This is a genomic window from Mycobacterium sp. D16Q13 (assembly GCF_002013375.1).
Taxonomy (GTDB): domain Bacteria; phylum Actinomycetota; class Actinomycetes; order Mycobacteriales; family Mycobacteriaceae; genus Mycobacterium.
Genome location: NZ_MAEW01000007.1, coordinates 221,694 through 238,123 on the forward strand (window position 1 = coordinate 221,694; position 16,430 = coordinate 238,123).

The window sequence follows — 16,430 nt, forward strand, 5'->3', positions numbered from 1 at the left end:
GTTGAGGCCTACTTGCCGCCGAGCCTGTCCATGAGAGAGCCACTCGGGGCGGGCTGCACGGGAACGCTCGTCGGCTCGGGATACGGAACCACCTCGGGGACAGGCGTGCTCGTGATGGCGGGGTAGCTCATCACCGAATTCTCCGGAAGCTGGTCGTAGTCCTGCACTCCGAGCCGAGCCATTTCGGTCAGTTCGGTGGTGGTCGGGTAACGGCGGGGCAAGGCACCCGCACGCTCGCGGGCTTCCTCGCGCTCTTCCCAGCGGTCGAGCACAGCTTCCTCGGCGGAGTTGCGGGGAGTCGGGTACTGACCGTCGTCGCCGCCGTCGTCATCATCGTCGTCGTCGCGCGCCGTGCGTGCGGAACTCCCGCCGTCGAGCGTCGTGCCCCACCACAGCAATCCACCGATAGCGGCGATGGTTCCGACGAGCCAAACCCACCAGGGTATTCCACTGCCGCCGCCCGTGCTCTTCGACGGTGCGGGCTTTGTGGTCGTGGTCGGTGTCACCGTGACGGTGTGAGTAGCGGTCGCAGGTGGTGTGTAGCTCGGCAGGTTCTTCTCCCACTGCCTGGCATCGTCATATCCAGGATCCCCGGGGTACAAAGTCGTGGGCGCAGCAGCGGCCACGGGCATCGCGCCCGTCGTGCCGTCCTCGGTGGCGAGCATCGTCAGCGGGACAGCGGCCAGGACGGCGCTCAGTCCAACCACCGCGCCAATTCGCTTGAGAGTCATGCTGATACCTCCTGAATAGAGTGCTTCTGGTGCCATTCGGCAGCCGAGCTGGGCAGTGTCCACGTGCTCGGGAGAACCATCAGCTTCAAGTTTTTGAGTCGGTCGTCCGTCACGTCGAGTCGGGTTGGGATGCCCACAGCCAGGGCTCCTGCCGCAGCCAGTGCGACTGTGCTCCAGCGGAATCGGCTGTCCAAGTCCGTTGTGTCGATGCCCGTGAACTTGTCCTTCATCGTCTTCGTGACCGACTCGCGTCCTGCTGTCCCACCGACGAATCGACCCAACACCCATTTCACCAAAGTCATCGGGGGGATCTCGCTTACCTTGATATCCGCGTCCACCAGTCGTCGCATGATCTCGCCCGAAAGCATCATGCGCCGAGGGCCGCTGGGATCCTCGTGGATGGGGTCGCAGAGGGGTTTCATCATCACAACGAGAGCTGGCTTCCCGCTGCGGAGAACAGAATCCAGCACACCCTCGGCGGTCTGCGTGGTGCGGTGAACGGTAGCCGCGATGCTCCTGTTGCTGTTCGCCGAGGGCGCGGGAACCCACTTCACCAGAGGGATTGGAGAGTCCTCGGCTATCAGGACAATCGAGCACCCCGAGGTCACAGGGTCAAGTGCGACGACATGCCTGCTCATAGTGAATACCCCCCTGCGGATGGTCTTTTCGTCACCGTGTTCTCCTCTGATTTCTCGGTCTGCTCTTGTTCCTCGACCGACTCGGACTGCTCGTCGGCGGGGATGAGTCCCAGCCGAATCGCTTCCTGACGGATGGCCTCGCGGCGCTCGATGTCGGTCATTTCGGTGATGTCGGCGGGTGCGGGTACAGGGGGCGTGACAGGGCTTTTAGTGGTCGAGCCCGGTCGGGGTTTCAGCGTGCCGATCTGTTCTCCGCCCGCCCACTGGTCGCTCAGTGGGTCGAACTTTTCAGCTCCAGCAAGGAGGTTGCCTCCGCTGTCGGTAAGCACGACAACCTCGGTGTCCGCGATGGTCTCAGCGCCACCCTTACGCCAGTCCGCAGTGGCTTTGATGCCGAGCCTGGGATACAGACTCGGCAGTGAGCCAGCGACTTTCGCGCTCTGCTCCCAGATGGTGCGAACCTCATCTGAGGGTGCCTTCGCCAACACCACCGAGCCAGGTGAGTAGGAGTAGGGGGTTTGCACCTCCACAACCTGCTTGCCGACCCTATCGACGTACAACGCACGTCCTGGGTGGGTCAACCGCCCACCGATACGGCGTGCATCATCGCGCAGATTCTCCGGAACGAAGGTTCCCGTGACAGTGCGCTCCCCTGGCACACCCAGCAAGACAGCAAGGCCGAACTGGTCCTGCAACGACACAGGAATGGTGTCGGCGTAAACGTCCTGCGCGGCGATGAGCACCACGATCCTTGCTTCCCTGCCCACTCGGATAATCCGTGCCAGCCGTGCCATGAACAGCTCCAGCCCGTTCTTCTTATCCAGCTCGGAGACCTCCGATTTCATGGTTCCGAACTCGTCGAGCACGAGGAGGATGCCCGGGTATCGGGCATACGGTTCTGCCGTCGTGCGCTTGGCGATCTTCGCCTCGGCACGACGCCGCTCCAATTCGGCACACACCTCGGCCACGAGCAGAAGATGCTGCGCGGGCTCGCTACTGACCATCCGCACATTCGGCTGCTCGGCCAAAGCCGCGTAGTCCGAGCCCTTGCCGTCGCCGAGATAAATCTCCCACCCGCTGAGCCGAAACTGCTCAACAACGCTGCGCACCCACACCGACTTACCGACACCAGGCTGCCCCGCCGCGATGCAATGCCGAGTGCTGGTGACAGTGGGAGCGATCAGGTTGCCTCGTGCATCCCACCCCACGGGCCAGCGCGCCTCGGGCACCCGACGAACGGCGTCATCCACAGTGGCAGCGGGCACAGGCGCCGGAAGCGCAGCCGCGTCGGGAAAGGCACTCGGAGCATCGTCAAAGCGCATCACCACCCCGCCATCGGCGGTATCCGCGAGTCGCAAATTCGAGGAGTCCATGCCCGCCGCGCGGAACCCATTGCGCAGCAGGTCGAGACCCTTTGTCCACTTCGCCGCGCTCGCATTCGAGCTGTGGGAGAACGCCAGCTCCAACCCGTCCTGACCAATCTCAACACCCGCGATGGACGGAATCCCGACCGTGGCGACTTTCCGCTCGACTGCCCCATACCGTCCACTGAGTGTCTCCGAGGTCGTCTGCGAGTCCGCGATTCCAGCGCTCTCCGCCAACCTCGCGAACCAGTCGTCATCCCTCAACGTGCCGAGAATTCCGTATCGCTGCTGCACGTCCCCGTGCCACAGCTCAGCCACTGTTCTCGCCCACGCCATGAACTCCGCGTCGTCCAACAATGTCGCGTCCAGTCCCGCGAACACGTCAGGGCAGCTATCGGTCTCGACCAATCCACCGTTTGGTCGCAGCACCGCGAGGGGGCCAGCATCCGAGCGACCAACACCCAACCGCGCGGCGAGCGCGGGCGGGCACGCAGCGCGCCAGTGCCACACGATCACGCCCGACGCCAAGGCGCGGGTCGCTCCCGTGTACCGCACTACGGGCTGTCCCAACAAACGCTTCTCCTCAGCGGCGAATCGCTTGCCGACCTCGGCCACCGCGCGGTCGGCGTCCGCCTGTGCCCGCGCCATGATGGTCTTCACGCGCTCGGCGGTGCGCTCGCGTTCGGCATCGGCCTGGTCGGCGTCGCGGAGCAGGTCACGGTGCGCGGCTTCCGCCCTGCGGACATCCTGACGCCACATAAATTCATCGCGCGCGTGTTGCTGACGCGCCTGGGCCGCGCACCGCGCGGCGCGATTCGAGGACGCCATCACATCCACCTCGGCTCGGAGGCGAGGAACGTCATGGCGGCGCGAAGCGCCTCGCGCCCTTCAGCTTCCGCGTTCTCCTGGGCGGCACGAACCATGCGCGCCGCGCTGTGCTCGGCGGACGCGAGTTCCTCCCGAGCGTCGAATCGAGCCGAAGAAAGCTGTCCGGGGCGGGCGGGCACCGAGTAGCTCCGGGAACTCCCAGAGCCCCGAATGGCGAGCCAGATGATGAGCCCCGCGCCCGCCAACATGACGAGACCAATGAGGCTGTACTGACCACCGAGAAGTGAGAAGCCCAGCAGCGCAAGGACTGTAACGCCAATCCACTTGCCCACTCGGTCTCACCTCCAAAAGCCATGCTCACGGGCTGGGAGCGCTTGCGCGAGCAGTTCCGTGAGCTATTAACTAATTCTAATCAAAATATTCGCTGTGTCAACCCTTGATTTCACCAATCCCGGTGTCTACCAGGCTTTCCCGTTACTCTGGCATTAACACCACCGTTTGCTATCTGGTCAGGAACCGCCCGTGAGCTGGGGTTTCGAGGGAAACGGGTGACACGAGAAGTTGCGACGACGGTGCATTTCCGCAGGTCAGAAGCTATAGATGCTACTGAGGGTATCAGTAAATCTGACGGGAAAGTCCAGGTCAGCGGGGGTTCTCATGGGGCCAGGGAGTTCGCCGCGAGTCGGCGTGCCGAGCCGCAGGCTCGGTGCGTCGGGGAGGCTCGGCGGGTGCTGGGGAGGGAGCGGTGCTTACGAGTGGGTGGTGCGGGTGTCCGAGAGCCGTTATGGCGCTCCAGGATTGGGCGGTCAGAGGTGCTTACGGGCGGGCTTCCAGGACGCTCGGGAGCGAGGGCTCGGGTGGCTCTCGGATACGTGAAAAAGGGTTCGGGGAAGGGTCAGCGGAATCTTACGGAGCGCCTTACGGCGTGCCTTACGACCCGTCTTACGGGGCATCTAACGCACGGCCTTACGGAATGAGGGGGTGCGGGGTTCCAGCGGTCGGGCAAAGGGGGGTCAGGAGGCCAGGCTGAGGGTGTTTCGGCGTTCCTGCTCGGCCTCGGCCAGCACCCTCGTGATCACGCTGTGGTGGACGCCGAGCCGCTTGGCGATCACGTTCTTTCGGGTCTCGGTCTCCGAGAGTTCGAGGATCCTCGCCACGACCCGAGCGGGCTGTCGGACAGACTTGCTCGACACGATCCTCTCGGCCAGCGCGATCACCTCGGGCGCGGTGGTCGGCGCGTCAGCACCGCCCTGCGACGCGGCGGAAGGCGCGGGGCGCGGTGCGGGTGGCGCGGACGGAGAAGGTGAGCGCGGCGCCGGAGGCGCGGCGGGCGGCGCGGTTGAAGGGGTGGAACGCGGCGCGGTGGCGGGCGCGGGACGGTTGCTGACCTGGGGTTGCGCGGCGCGAGTTGGTGGCGCGCCGACTTTGAGCCGAGCCGCGAGCGGGCTTGTCAAAACGAGACCGCGCGTCGCGCCGAAGACGCTCAAGTCGATTCCGAGGGGCGCGACCCACGCGAGCGCGGCGGGCACTCCGAGCGCGGCGGTGAAGCCGAAAATTCCGAACGCGCTCCAGCCGAATGTCACCGCGACGACACCCCACACCACGAACTTGAGGAGGGTGTCGGAGCGCTCGGAGCCGAGCATGCGGCTCAGCGTCGGGAGTCCGTGCACGGCGAGCATCAAGAGGCACGGGGGTGCCGCCGCCCACCCGATAGCGAGCAGTTGGGCGGTTCCGGCTGGAACGGTGAGCCAGGCATGTCCGATGTTTCCGCAAACACTGAGCATGGTGGCGATGGTGAGCCAGAGCCAGAGAAATCGGCGGTCGGCCTTGAGCGTGTGAGTGACCGCTTGGTGCTCTGCCTGCTCGGCTTCTCGGCGGGTGAGGATGCTCATGGGAGTCAGTGTTCCTGGGGCTGAAGGCATTTGACTAGTCACTGGGCGTCACGTCCCCACTGTTGCTCAGCGCTTCCTCGACGACCCGCTGGATGGTCTGACAAGCCAACTGCACGGCGCGCGGGAGCTGCGGGAGATCGGGGTACGGGTCGATGGTCACGTCAGCTCCTCTATTTCCAATACTTGCTTCGGGCTTCCCCGACGTACTTCTTTCGCCGGACATCCAACGTCGTCACGTTGTCGGCTGCGTTCTCGCCCACCGCGACCTCCGAGGGCTCCTTGGGGTCAGCGCCCGGTGGAGTCCACCCGGGGAACAGGATTTCCCGGAGCGACGTGGCGCTGTCGCCGCTCGACCACTCGGCCTGGGGTCGAACGGAAATGTTCGTCACGTCTTTCCCGTTCGAGTCCTTGCGGTCCATCCGCGCACCCGGAATCTGTTCCAACCTCTTGAAGAACAAGCTCTTGCTCATCCCCTTGCCCTGTTCGTCGGTGGTCCACGCCTGGAACGCATCGAACAAATTCGTCTTAGTCGCCGGGGCGGGGAAGCTCGGCCAGGTCTGCAGGTTGATGTTGACCACGGTCGGACCGAAACGCCGCACAGCAGCCGTGTCGGTTCCGGTCGCGGCGGCGGCTTGCTTGGCTTCTTTGGTGGCTGTCTTGACGCCGACACGGCAGCAGGACGCGATGAAGCGTGCTACGCGGTCGCTCTCGGACGCGAAGTGCTCCGCGACAGACGGATGCACAGGCTCCCAGCCGGGTCCGCGCTGGAGACGCGCCTGACGCGCTTTAGCGAGCAGCACCAAGATTCCCGGAAGCTCATCCATCAGTTCGTCCTCGATGCCGGGGTTCTCAAAGCCGAGGTACGTCTTCAAAAACGCCACCGGGACGACCCTGCTGAGGTAGCTCGTTCCCTCGGCGGCGGGAACCGTAGGCAACGTGTTGGCCGACAACATGAATTGACTGTTCGCCCTGAATGTCAGCATCGCCCCGTACTTCTTGGACGCCGTAATGGGGTCGTCTCCCGTGACCCGCTTGAACGCGCTGAGGTCTGGAATGTGATCCTTCGGCAAGTCTGGGCAGACATTCAACGCCCGACCAAACAGTTCGGCGACGGCGAAGCCTCCGCCGCCTTGGCCGTCCGCGAGCTGCTGCAGTGAGACCGCCGAGACGTTATTTCCGACAAGCTCCTTAGCGATACGCAGCGCCGTGCTCTTGCCAGTCCTGTTGGGACCGAACAGCAACAACGCTTTGCTTGGCGTGCGCCCTTCGTCGAGGAACTGCGAGAACGCCTCTAGGAACGCGGGCACCTGCTGCGCGCCCACACGGTCTTCCAGCCACGCCTCAAACTTCGAGCAGGTGGCGTCCGGGTTCCATTCGACGGCGACCTGGCGGATGGACTGGAACTTCGAAGCGTGCGGATGCAGGGTCAGCGTGGTCAGGTCCACCATTCCATTGCGGCAGTTCAGCATCCCCTTGAACGGGGTGCGGTCGGGCAACACCCGGCGATGCCGGATGCACAGCGTCAGCGCCGCCGCCTCGACGGTCGCCAGCCGCTGCAACGAGAACTTGTCGCCCAGCAGCGAGAGGACCACCGCCGTGAACGCGGCACGTCCGGTGTGCCAGACACCACGTGAATAGACCGTCAAGGCACCGCCGTCATCGGACCCGGTGGCGATAGCGGCGACCTCTGAATCCGGTGCCGAGATGAGTTCGCGGGCCGTCGATTCGGGCTCGAACTCCCCGCTTACCGGGTCGAACCACATCGAGCCGTCAGCCACCTCACCCGTGACTTTCGGCAGCCCAGCCTCGTCCAAGATGATGTCGCCCAGGTCGAGGTCGGACATCACCTTGGCAGCGGCCTCACGGCGCGCTGCCGCGTTCTTCTCCCGCAACTCGGCGGCGTGACCGGGGTCGTCCTTTGCGCTCTTGGCCTTCGGGCGACGAGCGGCGGGTCTTGGCGTCGCCTTGTCCGCCAGGCGTTCCAGTACAGCCGACCTCTTCTCGACGGGCAGCTTCCCGAGATAATCGTCCATGCCCGTTTTCGCGCCGCCAGGACATGGGATGAACTTCACCGAGCGCGCCCCGGACAGCGCCAATTTGAGCATTTCACCGCCCTCGTAGACCCTCGGATTCTTCAACGCATCGGCGTCCAGGGCGATCAGCACGTCACGGTCATCGCAGTACGCGGTGAGTTCCAGCGCCGGCGACCAGTCCCCCGTAGACCACCCGGAGCACCCGGGGATGCCAATCACCGTAGCCGTGTCACCAAGCGCTGCGGCGACCGAATGACTCTGCTGCTCTCCCTCCACGATCCACACTGCGGCGTCCTCCTCGTCCGCCTCGATGATGAGATTGTGGTTCGGCGCGTCAGGAGCGGTCTGACTCAAGTACTTGCCGACACCCACGGGCGGGTTGTCGAGTCGCAATCGCCACCGCACCCTGCCGCTGCCGATATGGCGACTGCCGAACAGCAGTCCCCGCGAGCTGGTGATGTCGCTGCGCTCGCGGAAGTATTCAGGAAGGTCATGCGTGAGCACGACGGAACGAATGAGCGGGGCGGGGTCGGAGTCCAGATAGTCGGCCGGGATACCGCGCACCGCCAAGTGATCCCGATGCTCTGAGGTCAGCTCTTGGCCGGGAAGCTCGATGTTGTTCTCGATCACTTCAGTCCTCGCTCTCGAAATCAGCGGGTGGGGTCGAAAGGGGTGTCAGGTCAATCGGCGTACCCGAGGCCACGGACTCCAGCACACTGTCGTGCTGGCCCAGCGGGAAGCCGATTTCGGTCAACATCACCGACAGCGCATCGGCGAAGCTGCGATGCTCGTCGGCGCGCAAGCTCAACGCCATCATGCGGATTTGAGCGATAGCAGCAGCCAAATCCGTGAGCTGCTCGTCCGCGTCCGGCGGACGGAAAGTCGGAATGTGAAGGGTCTCGAAACGGTCAACAGCTTCGTTCCATGCTCCCTGCACCAGGACGGTCAGGGACTCTCGCAGATATGGGTCGGTGGGGTCAGTAGAGCCAATGACCCGACGCATGTCGGCATCGAGCCGCCGTGACGAACGACCAAGGCGCGGATACTCCTCCAGGTACTCGATGATGGTTTCGAGCGTCACGGAAGTCTGGATAAGCTGGTGCAGCGGGCGCAGCCAGCAGTGGACATGCTCCAGAATCTCGAACGCCAGCCGCCCCCAGCTCGTCCGTGATTCCGGAGCAAGCGCTTTCGGCAGCACGGGCAACTCCAGGGCGAGGGAACGCAATTCCGAGCGGGGCGCGAAGGCCAGAGTTGCGAGAGGGCTGATTTCCCTGGATTCCAGTGTTACGCTTGAAGAGTCGAACATGGTTACTCCTTTTCGATGGCAGTCCCGACTTCCGTTTCCAGGCGGTGAGGTCGGGACTGCTGTTTTTGTCGGTCTAAGCGGCGTTAGTGGGCAGCGAGTCCACGTACCTGTCGAGGTCAGAGGTCGTGTATTTCCAGCGGTTCCCATCGCGAACGGCTCGGATTGCGCCCGCACGCCGCAGGTCGTCGAGCCGCCGCACGGTCATATCTAGGTATCGGGCGGCACGCTCGCGGTCTCGCAGAGCCAGTACTTCGGTCATCGGACATCTCCCTTCTGCGTGTTGCTAGTCGTACGTATTTCGCACGCTTCACGTAACCACAACGTAGCGCGACTACTCATCGAAATCGACTGTTACGCTTATGAATACACCCGTTCGGGTGTATTCTTTACCGCCCGAACACTCCCCCTGTTCGAGTTTGCTAGACCATATGACATCTCGCGTCGGCACACGGCAAGAAGTGGTGTCTCCAGCAGCAAATACGCAGGTCAACGAGCTGGGCAGGGTCGAATGCCGTGGGAACCCGTTGAAAGACAACGACTCCGAAGTCCTGCGGAGGTGTGCCGAGTGTTAACACCTTGCGATACAAGATAATAGAATGTGATGTTGGTCACACATGGGTATTACGGGCTGAAACCACGCGTCGCGTTCGTGGTCGAGACCGTATGCGGCCCACCATGCACTCGCAAGAAGAGTCCGCTTCGACGATGGAGGAAAGAGATGCTCGACTATGAAGACGGTGTGGTGCGTGGAGGAACCATCTGCCAGCGCGACGATCCCGCCACCGCACCCGACGACCGAACCCGCGAGGCACTGCGCAACCTCGCTCCGATGAAAGTCGAGAACCGCAGGGCCGTCCCTGAGCGAAAGTGCTCGTGCGGCTGCACGCACTGTTGTGCGTAGCAACCCACCCGCCCAAAAACTGACAAAACTGACACTTTTTCTCTGATTTACATGTGGTCTGGAAATTCCCTCTTTTCGATTCACGGCGTGTCGTACGGCGTGTCGCATTCGAGAGAGGGAATTTCTACAGTGTGTGTAACCCGACCCAAAACTGTCAGTTTTGTCAGACTGCCCGCTGACCTGCGGAAACAGGGAACCCTGGAGAGTCGGTCCCGCAGAGAGGCGGTCAACACCGACCACCCGGCCGCTCATCATCGCGGGCACTCTGAGCACAAAGACTCGCTGACCTGCGGATTCACCCCACCCGCCCGTATGTGTACCAGGGGTCAACGCAAGTTCCCGCAGAACTGTCAGGTTTGTCAGTTTCCGCCCACGGTGCTCTCTGAGCTGGGTTATCGAGTCCTGCGCTGGCGGCTACGAAGGCTCGGTGGGGTACACCTTGTGATGGACGTCGGCCCAGACGATGCGGAAGATGGCACGGTCTCGTATGCCCCAGAGCCTCTGTTTTCCCCCGTACCGCAGACGGAAGAGCTTGTCGTGCGATTCGTCAGATACCGACTGGTAGAACCGCTCTCGCCCTTCCCGACAAATATCCGCAATCGGGTGATCATGGTGCTTCTTATGACGCTCCTTGCCTCCCGTGCGGTCGGCCTCAAGCTCAGCCCACTTCCTGCAGGAGCATTCTGCGAGGAACTGCATTAGTTCCTGCAACTCCTGAGGTTGCAGCCGCCACGTCCACGGGCATGATTCATCATCGCTAACCCCGACATCCATGAGAGACACATCCCAACGGAAGAGCGCATCTGAAGTCGACTCCGCCACCTTGGCATCGTTGATTTGCTTACTCGTGTTCGACAGCCCATGTCCAGAATTAGTTACCTGCTTTGGGCCGCTTCGCTTCGCGGCCAACCCTATTGGCGGCTAGCGAGGTCGCCGAAGAAATCTTGCATGACTTCCAAATCAATCGGTTGGCTCGAATACGCCCCCACCGCTAAGCCGCCGCGTGCTTCAATCCAAGGACGCTCGCCATGGGTCATATCGCTGAGTTCCTGACCTGAGCACTGCCCGTAGTACCCCAGCACCGCATCGACGGTCTCTCGCTCATCGGCTGTAAGCGCATCGGGATTACCGTGGGGCCAATCGCTGATCCGGAACTTGCCGCGATGCTTATCGAACACCTCGTAGACCACGGGGCCGTTCGCCCACGCAGCGATGTCTTCCCCGAAAATCGGCTGCCCGTCCCACGCCAACGACCACCCCTGGCTGTAGTACAACAGCTTTTGAAGTTTCATCGTCGTCATAGGCTGCGCATGCTGACACATGATGTACGCAGCCACATCATTCGCGGTCGCCATCGACAAAACTCCTTTCTGTGCCGTACGCGCGTTAGGGCGATGCCGTGTGTCCGACCAAACTAGTTCAACAGCAGACTATGACATGTACATCCCGTTCACAGCGACATGCAAGCGCAAGCCACACCCCTGTCGAGTGCCCCACTACTGCTGTTCGGAAGACGCGGCCCAGTCACCCTTAATAGTTACCTGGTGCTGCGGCCCGCCAGGCTGCGCGTAGATAGTCCCCGTGTTCTTGAAGCTGTTACGACCCGCGCTTTCAGTCAGGTAGACCAGATCCCACTGCGAGCCCTTCTTCACCGCCGCAATCGCGGGATGCCCATCCACGAAAATCCCCGGCGCCAAGGGCACCACATGCTCATCCGACATCCCAATCCCCTATCACTTGAAAATTCCAGGGACTCTTGTCACGTCCCCGCCTGCACAGGACGCTACCGATGCGAACACCCCAGGTGTGCGTCATCACTCTCGGCGCGTCGAGCCCCGAGTCCTCAGAGGTAGATGTCGTAGGTGCCCACTAGCGTCACTTGGCATGGAAGGAGAAGAACGCCCCTGGAACCCCTGGTGGGGCGTGGGCAAGCCCATACAAATACGGCTGTTCAAACGGGCGCGTCAGACCCCCGAACCGCAGTGGGAGATCGTCACCGGCGGCGCTACGCCTCACCTGACGCGCAAGAGGCGAGTGCGGAACTGGTTGGCCACCAGCTTTCTGGGCTTGCTGATGGTCCTGCTACCAGCCGTTCCATACGGGCTGCTCTTAGCTCTGGCGGCAGGAGTGAACTACCTCACCAATTCAGGACTGCAATGGACGCAGGAGAAGCTGGAGCACCCACGACCACAGTCAACGATGGATCATCTCGTGCCCTACATCGTCCTTGGCGCGTTCACGCTGCTGGGCCTGTGGCTTGCCCTGGCATTGCTGCGCGCAATCCCACGCCTGGTGATGATCTGGGTGTTGCTACGAACGACCGCTTACGAGGGGCAGCCCAGCACGGCCAAACACAGACTCAGGCAGTTCCTCGTGGTACCCAAGGGTTTTGGTCTCATGTTCGCCTCAGTGCTCCTCGGCGCGATAGTGGGACTCTCGGTCACCAACGCCCCCGAAGCGACCGGACTGCTGCACATGGTCATGCTCCTACTCGAAAGCATCTTCCTCGGATTGATGCTCATGGTCGGGATGTTCATGGTGCTCGGGATTCAGCGAGACCTGGACAAGATGAGCCCAACCGAACGAATGGTTGCATCCCGAGACTTCCTGCAAAAGTGGTCCGACGCCTGCCCACACACCAACCGATTCATGCGCTTTCTGCGCCCACCACGCTGGGTAAGGCACCTGATCTGGAACTTCGCACAGAAACCCAAGGTCTTCTCCGAGCTGCTAGTTCCGACTCTGACACTGGCAGCTCTCCTCGGCTACGTCGTCTGGAGTGATCTATCACCCATGTTTTGATGACCCGACATCGCCAGCCCAAATTGGTGTGTCACGCCGGTACAGGACGCTACCGAGCTACCCGCTGTCCTGCGGTGTGCGGGATGCGTTTCCAACGGCAGGGAGACGGTCCCAATCTGATTCACCGACCACCGCGACACCGTTGGCGTTGACGCTAATCCCACCCCAGCCCGTTGTCCCGAACGCGCAGCGCTCCGAGCGTGCTGCCGCGCGGTTCCTACGTAGTGTTCCTGGGATCGGGTTCCCGCCGAAGTGTTCTTCGAAATCGGGTTTCGCATTTTCCTCGGCCAGCCAGTAGCCGAATTCGGAGCGCTTCCGGTAGTACTCCTCGACCTCCACCCGAACCTTCGCGTACACCTGCTCCCAGAACCAACCGAAAAACTCGCTGGCGCGTGTCGAGTACTTCTGAAGTAAGGGCAGAAACTCAACGTCCTTCTCCTGTGTCTTGAGGAATCGCTTCGCCGGACCACCCCAACCGGAAAACTTGTCTAGCTCACTACGTTTGAGTTCGACGGTGTTCGCATGTTCGTAAGGCTGCCCGACCCCCCAACTGACCTTGGTGCCGATCACCATCATCGGAACCGTGTGATGAAGAGCGCAGTTCCGCAAGTCAAAAAGGAACTTTATGTCGTCATCACCGAATAGTTCAGCAACTTTCGCTTCATAGACTTCGACCTCCCAAACGGTACGACGGTCGAACTCGTCGCGACGTTCCTCCTCGGGAATGCGCTCAGGCCAGAGCTTGCGGTGTGTCGTGCGCTGCATATCCCGCAGCGTTGCTACCGAGGCAATGTAGTTATGAAAAAACCGCACGGCCTCATGCTCAAACTCATCTGGCAGGTTTCTCGAATACTCCGTTGTGCCAACAAATCTTCCGATGTGATTGCTCAACTCCACACCATTTGAGGAGAACAGTCGAGATGCCCGATTCAGCACCTCGAACCGTTCATGATGGAGTTTGCCAGGAAGTCCATCGAGGTGCCTCAGACGCTTTTCGCGCTCCTCTGCCCAGTTCATCCGCCATCCGCGCTCCTCCATAGTCACGCCGCCTTTCTTCGCGTGACGTTACCCATCGCTCGCGACAGCTATGACACGTTGACGATGTGGCGGACAGTTCCTTGGTCGTCTCACCACACCGTCCGCTCGTTCACCAGCGCCATCAGAGCCCCAGGTTTAACATCGGACAGGCCCGCCACCACGTTCCCCAAAACAGCTCCGTCTACGGTGTCCCATACCGATAGACGCGCCATGCCAATAATCCCGTGCAATGCGGCCAAGTCCTTAGTGGCGTCGTACAGAGCCCTCTGTTTCCAGCGGGAAGAGTCGGCACATCCGAACATCCGCTCTGCCACTGGGCTGCTCCAGAACGCACCTCCAGAAGCCACTCTCTTGCAAACAAACTCATACCGCTGCGAGTAATCGCGATACTCACTGCACCAAGGCAGCCTCGATGCCCAGTCGTATCGAAGCGTCAGTTCGCGGTACCTGTTGAAGTGCTGTTCTTCGTCCAGCTCCACCACCCGCCCATCAGGCAAAGCGATGTCCCATCCACCTGGCCGAGGCGTTGGCATTGGGCCGCTGACGCCACCTAGCTCGATATACAGCTCAGAAAGCTGGTGCTGCGCTTCCTGTGGAAGCGCAGCCACCCTTAGGTGTGACACTTTCACATCGAGAGCGCCCAGCAGGCGGCCCAATTCACTTTCCCGCTCACGCATTAGGAACCTGATTTACGCTCCCGGTCGACGCCGAGAACTCTGACAGTGACGGTTTCACTATCGAAGCATCCGACTCTCGCAGCAGCACGGATTTCAGCCAGATGGCAGCTCTTGTCTGCCCAATACCTCGACAAACAGGACCGATCTCAGCCCAGAGCTGGTCAATCTTCTGCTGAAGGAACCAGCGCACGCCGAAGACCATTGAGCCCACCACTACCGCGAAACCAGGCATCGACACCACACCAGGAAGTCGCATGAACCCCTCAAAATCGACGCACATCCACACAATCGCTGCCCCGAAGCTCACAGTGAACGGCAGTCCTGCCAGCACACCAGTGATCCGCCGATAGATCGAAGCGGGTGCCAGCGCAGGCAACGACGGAATAAAGATCAGCCCCCACGCCACCAGGAAGTTACGGGTCAGCGCCTGAAATACCGCGCTGTCCCACAGTTCTGGATGCTCGGCCAGCACCGAGGGAGGAATAACCTCCGCCAGTTCGCCGAGGTGTGCCCACATGGCGTGCGCAGAAAGGAAAGTAATCAATCCTGCAAGTCCGGCCGAAAGGCGCAACGCGCGATTGAACCAACGGGAACCGTGAGCCAGTGGCTCGATGACAAGAGCCAAACAGCTCAGCAGTAGAGCCCACGCACCGATGAAGCTGGAGAAATCCTGATGCACAGCTATCTACCTACCCCGACAGTCAGTAGCGTGAAATCAAACTCACTCGCATGCCCGAGTATCCGTACCGCGACGAGGAAGTTGACGACCGTGACCAGGCTCGCGACTGCTGCCGCCACGTCGTAGGCAATAACCATCTGTCCCTGGTGATGGCGGCATCGCATCAGGAAGCCCTTCCGAGGCTTCCGGCAGCGACGAGTCCCGTCGTTAAGCCACGCATGACACCGATACATCAGGTCACTCGCAATTCCAGCAGGTACCGCCACGAGCAGGACACAGCCCAGGACCACCCATAGGGTCACAGTTCCGCCTGTCTTCGCGGACGCGAGGAGCCACATCCCGAACAGCATCGCGAGGCAAACACCCGAACTCCACCACGGACGCGAGTCCTCCGTACGACTACCACCGCCTGACGGAACGGGGGTGCTCTTCTTCACGGCAGGCTGAGTGAAAGCGACGGGTTCGGTGGACGCATAGCCACCTGAGCGCCCAGTACGCGGACACACTGTCTGAGGCTTGTGTCGGCCAATGTCGCACAATGCGTCGTACTGACACATCAGCCCCTCTCCTGTCCGCCGTGGCAGGGGACCACGAAAAGGCAGTTCAGCGCGTCCTCTGTATCCATAGCCGCAGCGTATCCGCGCCCTCCGACATCGCCGGCTCAAATTGGTGTCCCCCCCGACGTACGCCTCGCCCGCGCCCACTCGCGAGTCACCCCGACTCTCACCTACCGTCAGCAAGATGACGGAACTGGACCCGGCCGCAGTGTGGCGAGCCATGCCTAAAACCCTGCAAGCCGAACTGCGCAGGCACCCCGAACAGCCCCTCTCCGACGACTTGTTGCGCCACTGCGGGCAGGTGGTCGATGACCACGATCTACCCGTGTTCTGGCGTCCAGACCCCCACAGCTCCTACACCGAACACCGCCTGCATCCGGCACTAGCGGAATACATCGGCACGCACTGACGATCACAGACAACCCGAGCCGGTCAGCGGTGGGAGCGGCTTTGGGAAATGTGTCACGTCGATGACTCCAGCACAGTCTGACCGCTGGCATTCCCCGTCAGGCAACCGGTGTCCGAGCCCATTTCACGCCTTAGAAGAGGCCCCTCGCACCCGCCGCCAACCGTCCACCAATTCCGCACGGTCCAGGCCCACCCAGAGCCACCATGCCAGGCTCACCCAATGCGCGGAACGAGTGGGAGCCGCCCATAGATCAGCGACCGCAGCCAATGCCATCAGGCCAGCGACTACGAGGACAACCCAATAGAGCCATGACCGGCGGGCAGTCTGAGACGGCACAAGACGATCTCCTGGCCGTGTGTGCTTACCCGCATCCACGAACACCCTGCCTTGGGGTTCCGCGACCCGACTTAGCGCAGAGGGCAGCATGAACACCCCAGCCAGTAGTGCGATACTTGCGAAGAACCAATTCCACGCGGTAGCTCCATAGATCACCGCGACAACAAATGACGAGATAAACAAGATAGCAACGAGCACATGGACGCTTGCCTTCGCTCGTGATCCCGTAAACGATGCCC

The 16,430-nt window shown here is 61.9% G+C and carries 20 protein-coding genes; 4 read left to right on the forward strand and 16 right to left on the reverse strand.

The genetic code is table 11. From position 1 onward, the window contains the following. Positions 1–8 precede the first annotated feature (8 nt). From B4400_RS08085 to B4400_RS08120, 9 genes are all read right to left on the reverse strand, one after another. Positions 9–731: a hypothetical protein gene (locus tag B4400_RS08085; RefSeq protein WP_043078143.1), complete on the reverse strand. Its 723-nt coding sequence runs from the start codon at positions 729–731 to the stop codon at positions 9–11. After that, positions 728–1,369, reverse strand: a complete 642-nt coding sequence (locus tag B4400_RS08090) for a hypothetical protein (RefSeq protein WP_043078142.1) — start codon at positions 1,367–1,369, stop codon at positions 728–730. Before B4400_RS08090 ends, B4400_RS08085 begins: the two co-directional genes overlap by 4 nt. Next, positions 1,366–3,561 carry a type IV secretory system conjugative DNA transfer family protein gene (locus B4400_RS08095; RefSeq protein WP_078309237.1) on the reverse strand — a complete coding sequence of 732 codons (2,196 nt, stop codon included), beginning with the start codon at positions 3,559–3,561 and terminating at the stop codon, positions 1,366–1,368. The genes B4400_RS08090 and B4400_RS08095 overlap by 4 nt, the downstream gene beginning before the upstream one ends. Continuing rightward, on the reverse strand, positions 3,561–3,893 hold the full coding sequence (locus tag B4400_RS08100) for a hypothetical protein (RefSeq protein ID WP_043078140.1): 333 nt from the start codon (positions 3,891–3,893) through the stop codon (positions 3,561–3,563). Before B4400_RS08100 ends, B4400_RS08095 begins: the two co-directional genes overlap by 1 nt. A gap of 681 nt (positions 3,894–4,574) precedes the next feature. Then, on the reverse strand, positions 4,575–5,453 hold the full coding sequence (locus B4400_RS08105; protein ID WP_078309238.1) for a hypothetical protein: 879 nt from the start codon (positions 5,451–5,453) through the stop codon (positions 4,575–4,577). 34 nt (positions 5,454–5,487) lie between these two features. Continuing rightward, positions 5,488–5,613 (reverse strand): hypothetical protein, encoded by a 126-nt coding sequence (locus B4400_RS24865; RefSeq protein ID WP_286151137.1) that lies wholly within the window; start codon positions 5,611–5,613, stop codon positions 5,488–5,490. 10 nt (positions 5,614–5,623) lie between these two features. Next, positions 5,624–8,116, reverse strand: coding sequence for a DNA primase family protein (locus B4400_RS08110; protein ID WP_286151138.1), 2,493 nt, complete (start codon positions 8,114–8,116; stop codon positions 5,624–5,626). 1 nt (position 8,117) lies between these two features. Further along, a complete protein-coding gene (locus B4400_RS08115) occupies positions 8,118–8,792 on the reverse strand; it encodes a hypothetical protein (RefSeq protein ID WP_078309239.1) in 675 nt (224 codons plus the stop codon). 73 nt (positions 8,793–8,865) lie between these two features. Continuing rightward, positions 8,866–9,051 carry a helix-turn-helix domain-containing protein gene (locus B4400_RS08120; protein WP_078309240.1) on the reverse strand — a complete coding sequence of 62 codons (186 nt, stop codon included), beginning with the start codon at positions 9,049–9,051 and terminating at the stop codon, positions 8,866–8,868. A 459-nt stretch (positions 9,052–9,510) separates the two neighbouring features. Between B4400_RS08120 and B4400_RS08125 the strand changes: the two genes are divergently transcribed. After that, a complete protein-coding gene (locus B4400_RS08125; protein ID WP_078309241.1) occupies positions 9,511–9,693 on the forward strand; it encodes a hypothetical protein in 183 nt (60 codons plus the stop codon). Between the two features lie 414 nt (positions 9,694–10,107). On the opposite strand, the gene B4400_RS24595 is transcribed toward B4400_RS08125, so the two are convergent. The 3 genes from B4400_RS24595 to B4400_RS08140 all read right to left on the reverse strand — a co-directional run bounded on the left by B4400_RS24595 (position 10,108) and on the right by B4400_RS08140 (position 11,414). Beyond that, positions 10,108–10,515 carry a hypothetical protein gene (locus B4400_RS24595; RefSeq protein WP_078309242.1) on the reverse strand — a complete coding sequence of 136 codons (408 nt, stop codon included), beginning with the start codon at positions 10,513–10,515 and terminating at the stop codon, positions 10,108–10,110. An 89-nt stretch (positions 10,516–10,604) separates the two neighbouring features. Further along, the gene (locus tag B4400_RS08135; protein ID WP_170914946.1) at positions 10,605–11,048 is read right to left on the reverse strand and encodes a Panacea domain-containing protein; all 444 of its coding nucleotides are present in this window, start codon (positions 11,046–11,048) and stop codon (positions 10,605–10,607) included. Positions 11,049–11,189: 141 nt separating this feature from the next. Then, complete coding sequence (locus B4400_RS08140; RefSeq protein ID WP_078309243.1) at positions 11,190–11,414, reverse strand: hypothetical protein; 225 nt, start codon at positions 11,412–11,414, stop codon at positions 11,190–11,192. A 163-nt stretch (positions 11,415–11,577) separates the two neighbouring features. Between B4400_RS08140 and B4400_RS08145 the strand changes: the two genes are divergently transcribed. After that, entirely contained in the window at positions 11,578–12,495 is a 918-nt protein-coding gene (locus tag B4400_RS08145; protein ID WP_139361314.1) for a hypothetical protein, read from the forward strand. A gap of 57 nt (positions 12,496–12,552) precedes the next feature. On the opposite strand, the gene B4400_RS08150 is transcribed toward B4400_RS08145, so the two are convergent. From B4400_RS08150 to B4400_RS08160, 3 genes are all read right to left on the reverse strand, one after another. After that, complete coding sequence (locus B4400_RS08150) at positions 12,553–13,539, reverse strand: hypothetical protein (RefSeq protein WP_139361315.1); 987 nt, start codon at positions 13,537–13,539, stop codon at positions 12,553–12,555. A gap of 83 nt (positions 13,540–13,622) precedes the next feature. After that, on the reverse strand, positions 13,623–14,210 hold the full coding sequence (locus tag B4400_RS08155; protein WP_078356009.1) for a DUF7255 family protein: 588 nt from the start codon (positions 14,208–14,210) through the stop codon (positions 13,623–13,625). Continuing rightward, a complete protein-coding gene (locus B4400_RS08160; RefSeq protein ID WP_078309247.1) occupies positions 14,203–14,889 on the reverse strand; it encodes a hypothetical protein in 687 nt (228 codons plus the stop codon). Before B4400_RS08160 ends, B4400_RS08155 begins: the two co-directional genes overlap by 8 nt. 50 nt (positions 14,890–14,939) lie before the next feature. Here B4400_RS08160 and B4400_RS24740 point away from each other — a divergent pair, with 50 nt between their 5' ends. Both B4400_RS24740 and B4400_RS08170 read left to right on the forward strand, forming a co-directional pair. Continuing rightward, positions 14,940–15,185, forward strand: a complete 246-nt coding sequence (locus B4400_RS24740) for a hypothetical protein (RefSeq protein ID WP_139361781.1) — start codon at positions 14,940–14,942, stop codon at positions 15,183–15,185. Between the two features lie 445 nt (positions 15,186–15,630). Then, complete coding sequence (locus tag B4400_RS08170) at positions 15,631–15,855, forward strand: hypothetical protein (RefSeq protein WP_078309249.1); 225 nt, start codon at positions 15,631–15,633, stop codon at positions 15,853–15,855. A 123-nt stretch (positions 15,856–15,978) separates the two neighbouring features. On the opposite strand, the gene B4400_RS24600 is transcribed toward B4400_RS08170, so the two are convergent. After that, positions 15,979–16,191, reverse strand: coding sequence for a hypothetical protein (locus tag B4400_RS24600; RefSeq protein ID WP_139361782.1), 213 nt, complete (start codon positions 16,189–16,191; stop codon positions 15,979–15,981). Between the last annotated feature and the right edge of the window lie 239 nt (positions 16,192–16,430).

Excerpts from the sequence above, each read along its gene's own strand:
- B4400_RS08095 (WP_078309237.1), bottom strand. The coding sequence starts at position 3,561 with ATGGCGTCCTCGAATCGCGCCGCGCGGTGCGCGGCCCAGGCGCGTCAG.
- B4400_RS08135 (WP_170914946.1), bottom strand. The coding sequence starts at position 11,048 with ATGGCGACCGCGAATGATGTGGCTGCGTACATCATGTGTCAGCATGCG.
- B4400_RS08125 (WP_078309241.1), top strand. The coding sequence starts at position 9,511 with ATGCTCGACTATGAAGACGGTGTGGTGCGTGGAGGAACCATCTGCCAG.
- B4400_RS08140 (WP_078309243.1), bottom strand. The coding sequence starts at position 11,414 with ATGTCGGATGAGCATGTGGTGCCCTTGGCGCCGGGGATTTTCGTGGAT.
- B4400_RS08090 (WP_043078142.1), bottom strand. The coding sequence starts at position 1,369 with ATGAGCAGGCATGTCGTCGCACTTGACCCTGTGACCTCGGGGTGCTCG.
- B4400_RS08085 (WP_043078143.1), bottom strand. The coding sequence starts at position 731 with ATGACTCTCAAGCGAATTGGCGCGGTGGTTGGACTGAGCGCCGTCCTG.
- B4400_RS08170 (WP_078309249.1), top strand. The coding sequence starts at position 15,631 with ATGACGGAACTGGACCCGGCCGCAGTGTGGCGAGCCATGCCTAAAACC.
- B4400_RS08105 (WP_078309238.1), bottom strand. The coding sequence starts at position 5,453 with ATGAGCATCCTCACCCGCCGAGAAGCCGAGCAGGCAGAGCACCAAGCG.
- B4400_RS08115 (WP_078309239.1), bottom strand. The coding sequence starts at position 8,792 with ATGTTCGACTCTTCAAGCGTAACACTGGAATCCAGGGAAATCAGCCCT.
- B4400_RS24740 (WP_139361781.1), top strand. The coding sequence starts at position 14,940 with ATGCCCGAGTATCCGTACCGCGACGAGGAAGTTGACGACCGTGACCAG.
- B4400_RS08120 (WP_078309240.1), bottom strand. The coding sequence starts at position 9,051 with ATGACCGAAGTACTGGCTCTGCGAGACCGCGAGCGTGCCGCCCGATAC.
- B4400_RS08145 (WP_139361314.1), top strand. The coding sequence starts at position 11,578 with ATGGAAGGAGAAGAACGCCCCTGGAACCCCTGGTGGGGCGTGGGCAAG.
- B4400_RS08155 (WP_078356009.1), bottom strand. The coding sequence starts at position 14,210 with ATGCGTGAGCGGGAAAGTGAATTGGGCCGCCTGCTGGGCGCTCTCGAT.